At 43.8% G+C, this 19,494-nt stretch carries 12 protein-coding genes; all 12 read right to left on the bottom strand.

The features are described from left to right. Positions 1-28 precede the first annotated feature (28 nt). Positions 29-3,376 carry a SusC/RagA family TonB-linked outer membrane protein gene (locus DWW52_RS11895; RefSeq protein ID WP_118715952.1) on the bottom strand — a complete coding sequence of 1,116 codons (3,348 nt, stop codon included), beginning with the start codon at positions 3,374-3,376 and terminating at the stop codon, positions 29-31. Between the two features lie 148 nt (positions 3,377-3,524). Then, the gene (locus tag DWW52_RS11890; RefSeq protein ID WP_158582577.1) at positions 3,525-4,694 is read right to left on the bottom strand and encodes a FecR family protein; all 1,170 of its coding nucleotides are present in this window, start codon (positions 4,692-4,694) and stop codon (positions 3,525-3,527) included. Positions 4,695-4,935: 241 nt separating this feature from the next. Next, a complete protein-coding gene (locus DWW52_RS11885; protein ID WP_158582576.1) occupies positions 4,936-7,017 on the bottom strand; it encodes a thioredoxin family protein in 2,082 nt (693 codons plus the stop codon). A gap of 25 nt (positions 7,018-7,042) precedes the next feature. Beyond that, on the bottom strand, positions 7,043-8,146 hold the full coding sequence (locus tag DWW52_RS11880; RefSeq protein ID WP_118715737.1) for a thioredoxin family protein: 1,104 nt from the start codon (positions 8,144-8,146) through the stop codon (positions 7,043-7,045). A gap of 123 nt (positions 8,147-8,269) precedes the next feature. Beyond that, positions 8,270-9,169, bottom strand: coding sequence for a hypothetical protein (locus tag DWW52_RS11875; RefSeq protein ID WP_118715736.1), 900 nt, complete (start codon positions 9,167-9,169; stop codon positions 8,270-8,272). 2 nt (positions 9,170-9,171) lie between these two features. Next, entirely contained in the window at positions 9,172-10,758 is a 1,587-nt protein-coding gene (locus DWW52_RS11870; RefSeq protein ID WP_118715735.1) for a RagB/SusD family nutrient uptake outer membrane protein, read from the bottom strand. A 10-nt stretch (positions 10,759-10,768) separates the two neighbouring features. Continuing rightward, a complete protein-coding gene (locus tag DWW52_RS11865; RefSeq protein ID WP_370449516.1) occupies positions 10,769-14,347 on the bottom strand; it encodes a SusC/RagA family TonB-linked outer membrane protein in 3,579 nt (1,192 codons plus the stop codon). A 146-nt stretch (positions 14,348-14,493) separates the two neighbouring features. Continuing rightward, complete coding sequence (locus DWW52_RS11860) at positions 14,494-15,645, bottom strand: FecR family protein (RefSeq protein WP_233556871.1); 1,152 nt, start codon at positions 15,643-15,645, stop codon at positions 14,494-14,496. Positions 15,646-15,746: 101 nt separating this feature from the next. Further along, a complete protein-coding gene (locus DWW52_RS11855) occupies positions 15,747-16,313 on the bottom strand; it encodes an RNA polymerase sigma-70 factor (protein WP_118715732.1) in 567 nt (188 codons plus the stop codon). 57 nt (positions 16,314-16,370) lie between these two features. Next, positions 16,371-16,937, bottom strand: a complete 567-nt coding sequence (locus DWW52_RS11850; RefSeq protein WP_118715731.1) for an RNA polymerase sigma factor — start codon at positions 16,935-16,937, stop codon at positions 16,371-16,373. A 410-nt stretch (positions 16,938-17,347) separates the two neighbouring features. After that, a complete protein-coding gene (locus DWW52_RS11840) occupies positions 17,348-17,977 on the bottom strand; it encodes a class II aldolase/adducin family protein (RefSeq protein ID WP_118715951.1) in 630 nt (209 codons plus the stop codon). Positions 17,978-18,131: 154 nt separating this feature from the next. Next, the gene (locus DWW52_RS21280) at positions 18,132-19,454 is read right to left on the bottom strand and encodes a TlpA disulfide reductase family protein (RefSeq protein ID WP_233556869.1); all 1,323 of its coding nucleotides are present in this window, start codon (positions 19,452-19,454) and stop codon (positions 18,132-18,134) included. Positions 19,455-19,494 lie beyond the last annotated feature (40 nt).

Below are 19,494 nucleotides of genomic sequence, written 5' to 3'. Positions count from 1 at the left end.
AACACATCTAATTTTAGCAAGAACTACATTATAATGACACCTTAAGGGAGAAAGTAACCGTACGAGCAAAAGGATAACTGATGCCCCTCTCCTGTTTTACACTGGAAAGGTGTAATATATCACTCATCCCGAATGTAAATCTTACCATACTCACGTTCAATTTATTCGTTATATCAGGAGATAAATCATATCCCAACTCTAAAGAATTCCAAGATAGCATATTATAATCTTGAACAAAACGAGAAGTTGGTTTTGTATTTTTTACAGGATCCCTTCCTGTCACCAAACTCTTGTATTTAGCAATATCACCCGGCTTCTGCCATCTACCGGTAAGTACCCGTTTATCCACGTTATCCGTGTACACGTTCACATTTTCCACTTTATCTACCAACGTTTGATTATAACGCTGCCCCCCGGCTTCGTACATGAAATCAGTAAACAAACTAAATTGTTTATACACGACATTAAATCCGAAAGTTCCTTGAACGGTAGGCTCCGTCGTTCCTAAAACGACCTGATCGGAAGCAGACCAAGCCTTTGTCATCATTCCTTGGCGATTCAACAAGACCTCCTGCCCATCAGCCGGATTAATGCCCAAAGAACGCACTCCCCAGATAGAACTCAATGAACCACCTTCTTCATATTGAAGGAAAGGTTGTGTCTGTAAAGCTTGCTCCGGATCTCCATATACATATTGTTTCTCGAACTGATCCCTCACCCGCTGGTTATACGCTTTTAAACTCTCCGAAATCTTCTCAATCCGATTTTTATTATGAGCCAGATTTGCATTAAAAATCACCAGCCAATCTTTACTTCGATATGCTGAAATTCTCAAATCAAACTCGCATCCTTTATTAGACACCTCCCCGATATTATCCCGATAAGAGGTAAAACCGGTAGAAGTAGGAACAGTCACATCATTAATCAAATCAATCGTACGTTTATTATAGTAACTACCCTTCACATACAAAAAATCATGAAATAACGTAATCTCGGCACCGATATCGAATGAATTCGTCGTTTCCCAAGTCAATTTATTATTTCCCAATGCCTGAAGCTTCGTGCTTATCCCTGTTTTATACCACTTGTCTGTTGATACCAAATAAGTTGTACGTGCCGCATATGCCGGGAAATTAGCCTTTCCGGTCTGCCCGTAAGATCCTCTGATCTTCAACTGATCTACAAACTCCATGGACTTCATAAACTCATATTTGTGAAGATTTACTCCCAAACCAAAAGACCAGAACGGGGCAAAACGTTTATCAGTCCCGAAAGCCGAGGAACCGTCAATCCTCATGGAAGCATCCAAAAGATAAATATCCTTGAAAGAATAATTCAACGAAAACAAGAAACCAACCAATCGCTTGGTACTCTCCGAAAAATTCGTTTTATTATACATCTCCTTGGCATATTCCGGGGCAGACAAAGCCCCCGACGGAAAACCGATATAAGTGGAATTATCCGAATCCGATTGATCTTCTTTCATAGATATACCAACCAAAGCATTTACCATGTGATTTCCCAATGCTCTATTATACGATAATGTAGCACTCATATCCAGGGAAAGATCATCAGTATGTCCCAGGTACAACGTTCCGGAACTAAGATTCTTCAATGACAAAGGATTTAAATTAGCCGATTGTTTAGACAAAGGATCATAAAAACGACGAGATTCACCCATAGTTTTTGTTAAACTCAATTGTCCTTTCAACAACAACCCGTCAAGAATATTCCAATTCAACGAAAGATTATTTATAAACTCATCCGACTTTGATTTATCAAAATTATGCAAACTCGGTTCATACATCGGATTTACCCGATTTGCAGGTGAACCTGTTCCCCAATTTCTCATTGTCGTTGAATACTTCCCCTCCTCATCCTTATACACATCATAGGGCAACTGCTTTGCAAAATCCGCGAAATTACCATAAGGAGATTCTTTTACTCTCACTTTCTGATAGGAAATCTGGTTCTTGATCATAAATGATTTATACGTGTATTGAAGCGATAAACCGGCTCCTATCCGATCTCGCAAAGACCCCTTCATCACACCGTCCTGATTCGCGTACAATAACTCAATTCCAAAACGTACACTCTCTCCCCCGCCATCAACATACAAACTATGCTTGTGATTAAACACGGTTTGCAGAGGCTTGGACAACCAATACGTGTCCACTCCCTTTGTTACATTCGCCAACTTCTCATTATATTCTTTCTTCAATGCATACGGGTTAGCCCACTGGTCAGAAGGATCAGCCTCAAAACACCCTGCCAAACGCTCCGTTTCCAACTTCTCTTTCGCATTAAGAAGATTATAATCCGTCAGATCCGGGAAAGTCACATCTCCCACGAAATTGTAATCAATATTCAATTTACCGGCCTTCGGCGGTACGGTTGTTATCACCACCACGCCATTCGCGGCCCTGGAACCATAAAGAGCCGTTGCTGTCGCATCCTTCAAAATCGTGATTGATTCGATCCGATTCGGGTCCATGTCATACAATTTCGACACGCTCACCTCGAAGCCATCCATAATAAACGTCGGGAGATTAGGATTATCCTTCAAATTGGACTTTGCCAAAGCCTCTTTATCCATCTGCTTCACTCCGATCCCGGATTCTCCCCGAATATACACCTCCGGCAAAGCATTCGGGTCCGAACCCCAACGATTATTTTCCTTGATCCGGAAAGACGGGTCAAACGATTGAATCGCCTTGATCACATTCGTCTTAGACACTTTAAGCAAATCATCCTTCTTTATTGTCACCGCATTTCCGGTAAAACTAGAATTTCTGATATTACTATATCCCGTTACCACCACATCTTCCAAAGTCGCCACATCCTCCTTCATCATCACGTTAATCGTATCTTTCCCCGCATAAACGATCTCTTGTGAAATCATCCCGACAAAAGAAAAAACCAAGGTAAATTTCTTCGGTGCATTGGGTATCGAAAGTACATAACTACCATCCCCGGTAGTCGCCGTACCGATAGAAACTCCCTTCAACTGCACCGTTACCCCGGGAAGAGGTTGTTTCTTCTCGTCCACGACCTTTCCCACAATCCGAAGGATTTTCGCCTGTTGCGCTGTCATTTCCCGCACAATATATACTCCTCCTTCTTCAAAGAACTCGAACCGGGTATCTTTCAACACCTGTCCCAATGCCTCGGCAATATTCATATCAACAATCTTGATTCCCTCACATTGAATCTGTTTTGTTTTACCGGCATCATAGAGAATCCGAACTCCCGACTGATCTTTAATCTGTCGTAATACCTCATTCAGCGTTGCGGACTTCACCAAAAGAGTTACTTTCTGGGTAAAAGCATTCGCTGAAGCCAAGAAAAAGAATACTAAAAACAGTGTTAATTTCATCACTAAGAAAAATTTTTTGACATAATGAGAGCACCCCCACACGTCAGGTGGATTTTTTTTCATAACTTTGTTTCAGTTTAAAGGGTTTATTAACTTTAAATACAAAGGATTTGATTCTATAGTTTGGTCGCTGGCGAATCGAATCCTTTTATTTTACTTTTCGCACATAAATTACTTGATTTCGTATTTCAAATTTCACATTCGTTCCTAATTCAAACAGCCGTAATAGAAGCTGTATATCCGAATATTTATCCAAGGTCCCTGAAAGTTCTAATTTTTTCAGTTCCTCGGACTCGAATTTTACCTGAAAATCATACCAACGGGCCAGAGTCGACATAATCTGGTCCAAACGTTGCTCCTCGAAACAGAAAAGATTCTCTTTCCATCCCGTATATAAACGAGTATTTACCTTTCGAACAACAGGTGCTTTCGCACCCTCCTCGTAGCTCAACTGTTCTCCGGGTTTTATCAGCACTCCATCCAACGAGTCCCGTAAATAACAAATACTTCCCTTCTCAAGCGTCGCAGCAATTGCTTTCTCATCATACGCCGAAACATTAAATGCCGTTCCCAACACCTTTATATCTCCCACCGAAGTACTAACCACGAAAGGATGAGCCGCATCCTTCTTCACATCAAAATAAGCTTCTCCTCTCAAATAGACCCTCCGATCGCCTTCCGAAAAATGAACCGGGAAACGCAATTCCGTCTCCGAATTCAACCACACTTGCGTCCCATCTGCTAAAACCAAATGAAACTCTCCTCCCCTGGGAATACTCATCACGTGGAACTCCCGTGTTTTTTCCTTTGTCAACGAATCCTCTTTCACCTCGTAAACCAATCCCGCCGAATCAACCTCCATAACCGCCTCTCCCGTTTCAACCTTACCACGAAGAGTGTCATCCAAAACAAGCATTCGCCCGTCAGCCAAATGCAAAACCGCTTTACTTTTCCCCGGCTGAAGTATCGAAGACACGTGCCCAAATACCTTCGGCAAGCTCTCCTCTCCTGAAAAACTACCTCTATATATAACAACGCTCCCCACGATCAAGGCAATCACTGCAGCCGCACTCCCCACCCGGATAAACAGCCGCCGCCCATTCCTCCGATGTAACTTCCGAAAAGCTGCATCCGCGTCAAACCGCCCCTGTTCCTCGCCCTTCTTCCGCAAGTACCCCGGTTCGGATAGACGTTCGACAACCCGCCGAATCACCGGATGCTCCTCGTCAAGAAACGAAGTACTTTCCTCCTCTTGCAAATAAGCTCTCGCCTTTTTAGACCACTCGAATATTTGATTCCATTTTTTCATCTTTTTCATGTATCTTTTCAATAATAGAACACATGATCCGAAAAAACGGGTGACAAACATTTTCGAAAAAAATAAACAAATATTGATTTCCACCTTCCCTGCTTTTTACTGAAGCACACGGAAAATCAAAAAAGTACCATTTTGCCCCATATCACCAGGGCTAAAATGGTACTTTTCTGTCACTAATTACAAACTACAATTTAGAAACAGCTCTTTTATTGCCATCAGTAATAGAACTTATAAGCCTTTTCTATAATTGAAGAAATTGTTTATACCACTGTATATATTTAGGATCTGTAAGAGAATCCACAATCTCTTTTCCCCACGCATTCCACTCTTCCGTTCTCCCCGGCTCTATCGCAAGAACATTCGCGTATAAATCCGCAAACGGAATCTCTTCCGCTTTCAAGCCTTTACTTGCTTTCTTATAAGCCTTGACGCTATAAATCTTAGCCTTATATAGTTTAACAATATTTGCCAAACAAATTAATTGTCCTGAATTCTGCAACTTATTTTGTTTGATAAATTGTATCGTTTTATTTATATCTTCGATAGAAGTCCTTGACTTATTATTATAAAGGACCTGGTTAAGATCAGAATTAATTTGATACGCAACTAATTGATCCACCTTCTCGGCACCTAACTTTTCACGAAATTCCTGAATATTAGAAAATAAATAATTTTTCATTTCAGAACTAATCGACGAGAATTGAGGATAATACAACATCCAGAATTCAGGAGAAATTCTCTGTTCGTCATCAAGCCGAGCAAACAGTTCCACGGCAACAAGCGAAGCTTTAGGACTAGACATTTTACTCAATACCATTAAATATTTAATCATGAATTCAGGAGATCGATCTCCCATGGTATATCTTTCTTCAAGTACTCCCACCGCTTTATTCTCGTCAAAGGTTTCGTTCATTCGTTCAATAAAATCACCCCCCATAGCATTAGATATCCGATGTCGGACATTTCCTTCTTTATCAAGTACAAGCATCATATTCGGAACATTAATACCATATCTTCTGGCAACTTTAGGTCCTTCTCCTTCTTCAATATTTATTCTGTAATTTATAAAGAATTTATTCAGGTAATCTCCCACCTCTTTTTGCGAGAAAAGCTTCTCATCTATAAGTTTCGTAGTTTTACCATTATTATGGATATCTAAAAATACATACCGATCTTCTCGACAAGCTTGCGACAAAACTTCCTCCAATGTTTTTAGATTTTCCCAATACACGCCATCACTTCCCGAACATCTTCTCGCGACAAAACCTATTCTAGCTATATCATCTTTAACCACCCCATCTCTAACAGATTCTTGAGCTCGCAAAGCAATCTCCCCCAATCTTCCCGTTTGTTCCTTGCCATTGGAAAACGATATAAATAATTTCGCTCCTTCAAATATCATTCTTTTTTCCGAATCATCCAGAATATTCAAGTTCGCATCAAGAACATCCAGAAAAGCCTTTTTATCATAATTTCCCCGGGCTGCAGCCAATTCGGTTATTTTTAAAAGAGCTTCTTTACGGGGTACATCATTATTTTTAAGCAAATCTTGAATCGTCGGAATCTTTTCATATTTCTTCGCGGGTAACTGGTATAAAATCATCTGCTTCAACTCTGCCATAAAAGAATTATAAATCAATTTGCCAACCTCTTCTTCCCCAACCTCTTTTTCAAAATATGGCCGATTTGCACAAACAAAATTCATCTCCTCGCCCTCCAGGGATGTAGCTCTTGACCGCAGCAAAGGCCAGTAGGTAGAATTCAATTTATCCTTTTCCGAGAGTTTTCCCCAAAGATCATCGCCCACATTTTGAGCCGTCACCACCTCTCCGGAGATAGAAAGCAACTTCCAGTATGCCATTTGCTCTACTTTATCCAATTTCCCCGCCTGATACAACGTTTCATACTCGGCAATACTGTTCGCTTTTAAACCGCCCTCGACATTTTCTATCAACTCTTCGAGAGACATTGCCCCGACAACTTTATGCATCAATTTGCCATCGGAATTAATAATCAAAAACGTGGGAAACGCATCTACCCCGTACTGTTTACCGATAGCCGGCCCTTCGCCTTTCTCCATGTCCGTTTTTACACAAACAAAATTCTTATTGAAATAATCGCCGGCCGCTTGAAGCGTGAAGACATCATTTGCCATCATCTTACACGGACCACACCATGATGTATAACAATCCAAAAATATAGGTTTATCCTCCGCTTTCGCCTTTTTACAGGCCTCCTTCAAAGACAATTCCTGAAAATCTGTTTGAGCAAAGACAACCACGGAACACAACAGTCCCACTAACACCAATAATAATTTATTCATTTTTCTTTCACTTATAACGTTAATCTTATTTCTGTTTTTTAGCATTTACAAGCATATTTCCCAGTCCTATTCGCAAAGGCTCATGCCCGGTGTGCTCGTAGGTATATTCGTGTATTTTTATCACTCGTTGGTGTTGCGCTTCTGTCCCGGAACTTGCGAGGAAAATAGTTACCGGAAAATAAAACCACACCAAATCCTCGCCATCAATCTTAGGGAATTCTTTTTCACACAACGCGAGTACTTTTTCTATTTTCTTCTCGTCCTCTCTATCCGCCCAAGCAGCACGCAATGCCTGCGCCAAAGAGACATAAACATCAAGACGTGACCGCGAATTAAAATGATGCGGCTTCATCTGTTTCACCAATTTATCCAAGTCATCCATCTTCTCCCGCCCACGAATCATATCCCTCAATTTAATCTCAAAAGCCATCGAGACTCTTTCCAACACTTTCTCCTCTCCCATGCTCTCGCAGAACGAGTCGAAATGGGCAAACAGGAAATCCATCGCTTCCGAACCGATCGGGGACAATATTTGATTATCATAAATATACCAATACTCCCTGTTCGATTTCTCGGCACTCGGGAGCACCTTGAACAGTTCCGCACGTACTTCCTGTGCCTCCGCAATCATTTGGGCTTTCAATAGTTCCTGCAAATAATTTGTCAGGAAGGTTGCTTCCCGGTTGCCCTCCGCGTATTGCTTCCCCAAATTGGCAATAGAAGCTGACATCGCCTCGGCCACCAATTTCTTGAATACTAACGGATCGAGCGTACCACCGACAATTTGATTCTCCAAGCCCTGATTTGTATTCAGTAACAAGAAAGTCGGGTATGCCTGAACGTTAAACTTCTCCGCAAGTGCCTTGCCATCTTCCTCCGCCCCCGTGTCATACTTCACGCACACGAAATGCTTGTTCATAAACTCACCCAACTGCACGTTCGGAAATACATCGGCAGCCATCACTTTACAAGGACCACACCATGACGTGTAAAGGTCGACAAAAACCATTTTCCCTTCCGCTTTCGCTTTTTCACACGCTTCATTTAAGGTCAATTTTTGGAAATTTGTCTGTCCGAAAGCCAGTACAGAACATAAAATCCCGACATAAAACAATAAAATTTTCTTCATTTCAGTTCATTCTAATGATACAATACAAAACATTCTCTTTTCAATTAAAACCATATGTTACCCTATGGAAGAGAGCCCGACTCTCTTCCATTTACCGTAACATTCTACAAATAAGCTAATAATCTATATTGAAACCCCTATCGCCTTCAACACAGACACCATAATTCTATACTTCGTCATCACGGCATCAAACGCCCCGTACGATGCCTCGAACTCTTCTGGCGTAGAAGTAAATATCGCACTGATATACATACCGACATCCTGAGTTTCCGTGGGCATATTACTATAATCATAAGGATTCGGATCTTTCAAGAAACCGACAGTTCTCGGATCAGAAAATCCATAAGTATTATAAAAACGCCACCCACTACACCCATACAAATCTACCTGCGTGTAATAACCGCGTGTTGTCTGATAAAATGCAGCCAGTTCTTCGGTATAAGTAGCGATCGGCGTGCTAAGCACAGCATTAAGAACGGCCCCTTTCATGTTTTGCCGTTCCGCCTTACTCATATCCCGTAATTCGGAAACCCGAGAAATCAACACCGTATTCAACCCCTTGAAAGCCTCGTTGCTCGTTGTTGACAAATTATGAGGGGTTAAAGAATTCAACAACAAAAAGCTGCGAATTTTGATACTCTCGGGCAAAACGGGCACAATCTCCTCACGCAAGAATTCAAGCCCGTCAATAACACTCTCTTTCGGACACAACTCATAAGACCTAAACGGATTAGGAGTTTCGGTTCCTCCCAAGGATGACGAACTGAATTGCAGAATCTCATAATGTGTATAAGAATTACCCCAATTGTCGATACGAATCTCCTGTCCGATCGTATCATTATAGAACACGGGAATGCCCGTCTCCACGTAAAATTGATAAATCGCCCGATCCACCGGATCATCCGAATCTTCAATCGTAAACCAGTCTTTACCAAGGTTGGAAGGCGTCAAACTATCTTCCTTGTCACACGCCATGAACAACACGGACAAAAGCAATACATAAAGGAATTTATTCTTTCTCATAATCAATCTCTTTGAAGTTCTCTATTCGGGCGGATCTCGTTCTGAAGTTCTCCCCGGTTAAATTCGATAGCATAGTTCGGGATTGGAATCACCCAAGCCGCCCGGTCTTGCGTGTAGGCATTCAACTTATAATAACCGTTTTCATACCAAGTCTGTGAATTTGCCTCATAAGCATTATTCCGGTGACGGATACTGAAATTATCCGGAAGAGGATGAATACTGTTCACGGCATAACGTCGCAAATCAAACCAGCGATGTCCCTCGAAACAAAGCTCCCGACGGCGTTCGTCACGAATAAAATCAATCAATGCCCCGCCCGTTTCCGTCACCGATGGAGCAACCGCAAATCGTTTGGAGCGCAACTTTTCCAACTCGATTTTCGCATCCCCGTCCCGGGTCAACATCGCCAAAGCCTCTGCCTTATTCAAAATCACCTCCGGCAAACGAATCAAAAAATCTGCTCCTATCTCATCATTATCATTATAATCCGTCCAAGTCTTATATTTATCGGGAATAGCCGCGTGCAAAGAATTCTTGAAAAAAGCGGTTCTGCGCAAATCCCCATTGTCATAACATCTCAACAGCTCCTCGGACACCTGGTACGAAAGCGCTTGAGCCTGCTGTATCCAACTTCCATTTTGCTCAACCCAAGCATTTGATGAACTCAAAAATGTCGAAACGATGGCATTCCCCCCTTGCGTGAAAATCGTTTCGGGTGATGTCCAAGAAATCACGTTCTTCCCATCCGTCCAACTGTTCAAATCCATCACCGAATAAGTACCAGACAACGCCTCGTCTGCCGCGGCAATACATTCCTCATATTTTTCCATATACAAATACACCCTCGACAACAGTGCGTTGGCGGCAACTTCCCCAACCCGTAAAGTCGAAGAAGGCACAATACCTTCCAAACAAACGACAGCACGTTTAAGATCCGTGACAATCTGTGAATACACCGCTTCCACCGAGCTACGGCTAAAATATTTATCCTCTATATGCTCCGTGATTTTCAACGGCACACCGGCATCTTGGGAGGCCGTAGCTTTGTTATAAGGCATTCCGTAGATATTCACCAACAGGAAGTAATAACCTGCCCGAAGAAAACGCGCTTCGCCTTCCACCCTGTTCAACAATTCGATATCCTCTTCCTTCGAACGAAATTCGTCTGCCATATAAATGATGGAATTCAATACTCCTATACACTTGTAAAACCGTTCCCAATCATTATCCCTGTACTGGGCGTTCTCCAAAGTCAAAAACGGATCGGCTCCCCAGTGATAAAAAGAACCGAGTACATTACGCGGGTAAGTCGACGTGGAAGCCAATCCTCCATCCACAAACTCCTCTGCATCATCGTCCATCACGTGCAACCACGGGTAATTCATGGTAAGTCCGCTGCTGAAACCCATCGTTTCCTGAGTATTGGAACTAAGGTTCGACGATTGCATAAAACATTCCCCTCGAAGTAGCTCGTCCAAATCCTGCGCCGTGGTCGCGTAACGCTGATTCTGTGAATATTCCTCCAAAAAATCACCGCAAGAGCCAAGGGCAAGCACACTGAATATATAAATTAAAACTCTTTTTTTCATCGCTCAAATTTTAGAAAGTGATACTAAGATTACACGAGTAAGTCGGACGTACCGAAAGATTTACATTCGGCGACGAACCTGACTGGGTAGGATCTTGTCCCCGTAACTTTTTATGGGCTATCGTGAACAGGTTCGTTCCCGTCAAATTGATATAAGCTGATTTAAGACCTAATTTCTTGCAGAACCTATCATCCACATTATAACGGAAAGAAAGCGACGACAACCGCAAGTAATTTCCACTTACCACCCGGATATCCGAATTGTCATACATCTCATAAATATTAGACGCAATTCGATGTGTCATATTCGTGCCACTACTCCACCACGGACTAGCATGAGTCCCCGCTACCGTATTCAACCCGGGAATATTGGTATGCTCCTCGTCACCCGGTTTTCTCCAACGATTCACAAACTCCCGCCGCAAATTACTCGACGGGTTGGGATTGGTTGTCCCGTACTCGGTACACAATTTCAGCAAACGAATTTTATTACCCAAACTATAAGCCAGATTAAACGACAAACCGAAATTCCGATACCCGAGATAATTCGAGATTCCCCCTTGCAGGTAAGGCTCTCGCCGTCCGGATCTCTCCATTACCTCCAAAAAGACATCTTCACGCTCCATATTATTATATTTCTTACTCAACTCTTCTTGCAATTCATCCTCCGCCCCGTAAAAAATAGGAGAACCGTCTACCGGACTCAACCCTTTAAAGCGGTATGAATAGAATGTATTCAAAGGCTCCCCGGCAATATCCACGTCACCGCTCAACATATCGGTATACTCGATCTCATCCCGCAAGACGTTATTCCGGTTATTTATCGCGTTATTAACCAATTCGTTCAACACCTGTCCCAACTGGGGATCGATGCGCCAAACAAAACCTCGCTTCCCGCCATCCAACCCGACACGATTGATCGGCGTGAAATTCAAACTCACCTCGATACCCTTATTCACAAGCGTTCCGCTATTTACCACGTATTGTTTGGTTCCATTGATTTCAGAAATCGTCTTGGTCAAAAATGCATCCCGTGTCTTCTTGTAATACCAGGAAACCGAACCGTTAATCTTGTTTTTCAAGAACGAAAAATCCAATGTCACGTTCGTGGACGCTGTCTTTTCCCATCTTAAATCAGGATTCGGGTAATGGGCGACTTTCGAATGAAATTCACCATATTTTCCAGAATAATCAGCCTCTTGCCGAATAATCATATTTGGAGTCTGGTTACTCAACATATTTCCCTGGTAACCGAAAGACCCCCTTAACGCCATGTCATCCACCCAATCAACAGATTTCAAAATATCCTGCTTCATGTTCCAACGACCTGACAACGCCCAAATCGGCATCATACGATCATTCGCCCGTGATCCGAACAAATTGGAAGCCTCCCCTCGAATATGTAAATTCACCATATAGCGGTTGTCATAATCATACCCGACCATCGCGTACCACGCTACCGAATTCGTCAAATTTTCCGTGATAACACCCAAAGCATTCGCACTTGCCATAAATTGATTATAATATCCCGTGTAAGTCTGGGGAACAGAAGAGAACAATTTACCCCGATCTCTATGATATCCCCGGCGTGTGATATTAAAACCATCGTATCTTTGAGAATTCAATTCCAAACCGGCAGAACCACTCACATTATGCTTCCCCTCGATTCCCACGTTCTTCGTGTAATTTGCTTGCACCCGAGCCATCCAGTTTGTACTGCGTACATCACTCTTACGCAATTCACCACCAACGGGACACAAGTCATTCCGTTCCGTCTGGTCCGCACGCAATTTGTGCACGTAATAGGTATCCTCCGTGAAATAAATCTCCTGATTCGTATTACTTACCGCGTAAGACAATGTCCCTTCCAATTTCAAATCGTCAATAACATTATAACCGACATGTGCCTGCATATTAATCGCGCTTCCCTTGGTTTTATCCCCGGAATTATCCATTTCGTTCAACACGTTAAAATTATACACCGGAATCGTGCTACTCGCCCGTTGATAAAAATAACGGGAGCCATCGGGATTAAAAGCCGGAACGGCACGACTCATATTATAAGCATAATCCAGGACGCCTAATTCCGAAGGGTTATAATTACGACTCGATACATTTCCCTGAAGTTGGAAACGTGCCGTGAAACGCTCGTAATTAGCCGTCAGATTCAACGTCGTCGAATAGCGTTTGTTATTCTCCCCTTTTATTGCCCCATTTTCATCACTCATTCCGAGAGAAGCATAATAGCGGATATTGGCAGAACCGCCCGATAAACTCAACGTGTGGCTATGTGAAAACACATCCTGACAAACGATATCGAACCAATCCGTGTTCAATGTCTCGTAATACGCAACCAACCGGTTATACTCCTTATAATCAATCGCGCCATTGTAATAATCTTGTACCACAGCCTCGTATCCGACCCAACTATCCACATTGCTATAATAAACTCCCCGCTCTACCAACTCCCGGGAGACATCTACCCTTTCCTTCGAGTTCATCAGATATATAGCCCGGTCGCTGTAACGCGGACGCCGCGTAAAAGAACCCGTTCCGGAATAAGTCACGCTAGGAGGACCAGCCTTTCCTTTTTTCGTCGTGATTACAATTACCCCGTTACCCGCCTTCGCGCCGTAAAGAGCCGTCGCTGAAGCATCCTTCAACACGTCAATCTGCTCAATATCATTAGGATTCAACCCCGAAATGGCATTTCCCAACAGGTTCACGAAATCCAGGTCATTGATTTGCGCGGGGTCCACGTTCACCGGATCGGTCAAAACGACCCCGTCCAACACCCACAACGGCTCTCGGTTTCCCAGAACAGTCGAGGTCCCCCGGATTCTCAATTTCGGCGCGGCACCCACCTGACCGGAATTCTGCATGAAAATCATTCCGGGAATACGTCCTTCCAACATCTGATCAATCGTGTTCATTCCCGCCACTTTTATATCATCCATCTTGATGGTTTGCACGGCACTCGTCAACTTACGTTTATCTATATTTTGATACCCGGTTCTCACGATCACCTCTTCCAGCTGCTCCGAGGATTCCCTCATAACCACGCGAATCGTGTCTTGACCGGTGTACTTCACTTCTTGTGTCTCCATACCGATAAACGAAAAAAGCAATGACACGTTTTCCATCTTAGGTAACGTCAGCGAGAAACGTCCGTTAACATCCGTCGTCGTCCCCAGAGTCACCCCCTTCACGATCACCGTTACCCCGGGCAACGGATGTTTCTTCTCGTCCGTCACGCTCCCGGCAATCCGGACCTCCTTTTTCCCGTCCTTCACCTTTCCCGGAACAATAATAATGACTCCTTGCTCGATCCGGTAAGCCAGATTCACATTCCCCAGAACCACGTCCAACACCCGTTCCAACTCCTCATCAACAAACTTCACGGACACATCCTTCACTTTCTTCAACTCATTATGATTGAAAAAAAACTTGTAACCTGTTTGTTGCCGCAACTCCTGGATGATCTCCAACATACTTACTCGCTCAAGATCCAAATTAATCTTCTTCTGGGCAAGCCCGTTCGCGGAAACCTTAAACAACAAAAACAACGTAAAAACACATATTAATTTCATAACCAGAAACCATTTTTTTACACACGTCCCCCTAACAGGGATGCCATCATCTCGTTTTTTTTTCATACATTTGTCTTGTTAATGTAAAGATTATTAAATTAATTAACACATCAACCGGAGGGTGGTCCCAACACCTCCCGGTTTTTTTATTTCATTTTCACAATAATCATTTTATCCTTTAACTCGAACTCGACACTCGTCGTCATGGATATAATATCCAAGATAACGTTACAACTACTATACTTCTCCAGGTCACCCGTAAACACGAGATCCTTAACCTCCGGATTCTGGTAAAACACGGAAACATCGTACCATCGCGCCAACTGCTTCATGATATCCTCCAAACGTTTTCCCTCGATAATCCATTTCCCCTCAGCCCACGCAGTGTAAATCCCCGTGTCAACCTTTTCCACCTCTACCGAGTTCGTCTGGACATCATACGTAACTTGCTCACCCGGCACGATCACGCGAACCTCCTTCATCCCTTTCCCCCGAAAAGCGACACTTCCCTCGACCAAAGTCGTTTGTATACACACCTCTTCCGAATAAGCACTCACGTTAAACACCGTTCCCAAAACCGTGACGTCCCCTCCTTCCATCTCGACCACGAAAGGATGTTCCGCATCTTTCACCACGTGAAACAAAGCCTCCCCCTCCAAGCGCACCCGTCGCTCTTTGCCCTCAAATCGATCCGGGATACTTAACTTCGAATCGGCATTTATCACCACGCTCGTGCCATCCGCTAGAACAAGGTTATACTCGCCTCCTCTCGGTACAATAATCTTATTATACTCCACTGGTTTAAGTGATTTCTCAACCTTCCCTTCCTCTGACTTGAATCTTCCCATAGCCTGTTCGAAAGTGCTGGAATCCGTCAACTCCACCTGCCGACCGGAATTAAACACCAGTATAGCCTTTGTCGTTCCCGGTTCAATCTGTATCCCCCCAGGTATCACTGCCGTATCCAGTGAATCATTTCCCCAAAACCAATAACCGAGACCCAAACACAGCGGCAACAACAAAACCGCGGCATACCTCATAACCCGTCTCCAAAGGTACTTCCTCGGAGATTTATCCGCGTAAACGACAAATTCACTCCACGCATCCTCGACATCCACCTCCCGGCTTTCTTCGCCCGTGTAATAACGGTCGAAATAACGCTTCGCCTTCCGGTAATATTCCCGGTTCATCTCGTCTTCGGTCAACCACCTCTCCACCAACTCACGCTCGGTCTCGTCCGCCTGATCCAAAATCCGACGTACGATAATATCCCAATTTATGTGCATCCTGTCTGTCATGTTATCTTTGATTATTCATCACATGTAAGACACACCCATGGAAAAAACGGAGTACAAAAAAATAGACTTTAACGAAAAAAAATTACAATAACATGAAAATCCTACCCTCTTATCTGCAACCACTCGATCAACAAAAAGATCGGTATCAATCTCTCTCGCAACATCCGGTAAGCCCGTTGCACCTGGGTCTTCACGGTTGTCTCGGCAATATTCAATTGCTCGGCAATCTCCTTGTTCTTCTTTCCTTCAACCACTTTCAACAAAATAATCTCCCGGCACTTATCGGGCAAAGAATCCAACGCCTCCCGTAATCGTTGCTGAATATCCTCGTCAATAGCAACATCCTCCGTACCCGAAAAAAGTTGAGCCTCGAACAATTTATCATTATGCTCGTCCCTAATTTTTCGATCCCGCAAAACATTCAAACAACGATTCCGAACCGAAGTGAACAAATAAGCCTTGATTGAAGACGAAACATGCAATTCCGTCGCGTGATCCCACAAATAAAAAAACAAATCCTGCACCAGATCCCTAGCCTCCTCCTCGTCGTACAAATAACTCTCGGCAAACAGTACCATTTTGGCAAAATAATGTTCGTAAAGATATCGAAATGCCTCTTTATCACGTTTCTTTACTCGAACAAACATTAAATCATCAATACCATCCATGAGTACATACAGATTATTACAACAAATTTATGCAAGAAAATGGAATATCACGCGAGCTCACGAAAATAAAAGGAAAATTAACATCGCCAACCCTTCTCCTAACTCTTCTCGCACAAACGCGTAAGCCCGTTTCTTCTGGGTTTTCACGGAATTCTCGCTAATCCCAAGTTGCTCGGCGATATCCTTCACCTTGCATCCCTCCATGCTCATGAACAGCACCCGCCGTTGTTGTTCCGACAACCGATCCACCGCCTCGTAGAATTTATTCACGACGTCCTCCTCCACGGCACATTCAATCACCGGATCATCCTCCTGATCTTCCAACAGGTTATTTCCCCATTTCTCGTATAATTCCTGGGCAATTCCCCGGTCCCGAACCGAATTCAAAGACCTCGTGTATACCATCCGGTAGAGGTAACCCACCAGCGACGGGACATCCGGGAACTGGATTCCGGCATCCCAAATCTTGATAAAACAATCCTGAACAATATCTTCGGCAGAATCCGTATCCTTCACGATCTTTGACGCGTAATTACACATCGCGGGATAGTACTTCCGATACATCTCCCGCCATGCCCCTTCTCGCTTTTTATTGACATTCTCAATAAACCGATCAATATCCATAATTATACATCATTCCGGTTCTTATCAAGGGCAAATATGCGAATAAAAGTTCATACCCCCAAATCCTCCTCGTAATTAAAACATCACTCCAAAATAACATGACTATCTTTCCAACCTGATCAGCCCCGGAGTATAAAGTCAAATGCGAGGGAGATGACACACCGATGACAAACAAGAACCCATCGAGATAACCCCTGGAATTCCTGTGTAATTCCATAAGAAAGATTTTAACTAAACTATTACAATCCTATATGAACGCTATATATACATAGCGTTCATATAGCGTTCAAGGTGGAATTACACAGGAATTCCTCTAGTACAAATCAAAAAATAGTAACTTATATTTTTATGACAATCTCCTGTTATCTAACTTGATACACACGACGTACCAGAAATTACTTGTGAAGAAGTCATTTCCTCCCTAAAAGATGTTCCCGCAAATCTTCTACCTCTCTCGAACCAAGCACCGTGTAATTCATCCCACTCTGGACGATGATCCGGCAAGCCATCTCAAAAAAGAGAGCCCGTTCGAACACCTCATCAAAATCCTTACCACAAACCACTTGCCCGTGATTACTTAATAGCACGGCGTCATGTTCCTTCAGGGCCGCGATGACCGCTTGGGCCAGCTCGGGCGAACCGGGACGATAATAAGGAACCACTGCCACCTCGCCCACGTGATAGGGGATTTCCAGGGTAACATTAAAATTATCGGGTTTATTTTTCATACAAGCCACGACCGTGGCATATTCCGACTGGAAATGCAACACCACGTTCACTTCCGGACGTTCCCGCAAGACCCCCAAATGAAAAACGCTCTCCATGGAAGGACGCACCCCGTTCTCCGGTTGTCCCGAGACGATATCACACACGGATATTTTTTCGGGTGTCAAAACCGGAAGCCATGATCCCGTGCCGGAAACAAGCATTTTATCCCCGACCCGCCAGGATAAATTTCCACTACTGCAAAGCATCAATTTCGCCTCCCCGTAACGATGTGCCTGAGCGACAAAAAGCTCCATCTGTTCTTTCGTGATCATACGTATACCCTTAGATTTCGTCCAAAAATAACAAGAAAAAGGAACTTTACCAAAATAAAAACCGGACATTCCCGCACGCGAGGAACACCCGGATTTCTCAATCGCACGACTCACCCGAAGCACGAAAGGGTGAATCACGCCATGCTCTCGTCAATTATAATCCCGGCAAAGATTCCAGTATCTTCAACGTCTCGGGTTCCGAGGGACGGGACATATTGGCATTGATATAGTTTCCGTCTTTGTCTATTAACAGGAAACGGGGAATCCCATGACAAAGAATCGCCTGCATAAAGGATTGATCCCCGCCCGTGTTCAACTGGATTCCTCCTAGCTTCTCGTCTTTAACAAACTTCAACCATCCTGCTTTACCTTCGTCACAAGAGATACTCACGAAATAAATGTTCCGTCCATGTAACTTCTCTTCAAGTTTCTTTAAATAGGGAATTTCCATCTTGCAAGGGCCACACCAGGTAGCCCACACGTCGATATAAACATACTTCCCTTTTAAATCCGACAGGCTTACCTCTTTTCCATCCACGTCCTGAAACGTGAAAGGAACCGCGGGTTGCCCCTTCGCCAGTCGATTGTTTTCATCACGATAGTGCTGGTATTCTTCGAGATAATCCTGTCGTTTCACCCGTTCACGGAAAATCCGATCCATCTCTTCCGTTCCCTCCATCCCATGCGATCTGACAAATTCCAAGGAACTCCGGGCGACGATATACTCGACGAGGCGGGGATCGTGACATTCCCCCGTTGCTATTTTCAACACGTTCAACAACATGGTATAAGGGCTTACCGAAGTCTCGTCCATCCGGGCCAAGGCGCAAGCCACTTTCTGGAAAGATTCGGGATACTCCGGTATTCCCCAGGAAGATTCGTCCTCGGTCAATCCTCCCTGCAACTCCATGAAAGTCTCGCCCGAAATCGTCTTATCACCCGTACCCCCGTAAACGATGTTGGCAGCCAGTTCATAAATCCGGTCATGAGCGATCCGCTTTTTCTCCAGGGCGACAAAAGCCGCATCCAATCCGGCCGTATCCAATGCCGCCACGCGTTCTCGTACCATCTTTTCCAACTTCTCCCGGAAAGCGGCATCATCCATACCGTAATCCCGGAAGCAGGGTGTATGATAAAACTTCCTGTTCAAATAATCGTTCGTCTTCGCACCCGCTCCCTCGAAATGAAGCACGTTGAGTTCCAGAGTTGCCCGTAATGGCTTCCCCGCTTCCAGCCACACGGGGAAACGTCGATCGCCTACCCACAGACGACCGTAACCACTTTTTTCCAAAGGAAGTAGTGCGATAGCCTTCTTTTCGTCGTCCATGTCCATCCCCACGATCGTATCCGCCAGTTCCAAACTAATATCAAAAGAATAATCCGCAGGCAAATGCAAAACAAACTCCGTATCCGGCATCTTCCCCCGACAGGAATAACAAGCCCACAAGCAACACACGATAAATAATATTCTATTCATAGCTTTCATGATAAACATACATTACAAACATTCATTCAAA

This window comes from Odoribacter sp. AF15-53 (assembly GCF_003479425.1).
Lineage (GTDB): Bacteria > Bacteroidota > Bacteroidia > Bacteroidales > Marinifilaceae > Butyricimonas.
Note: the sequence above shows the minus strand (reverse complement) of the source record. Positions and strands in the feature narration are given on the sequence as shown.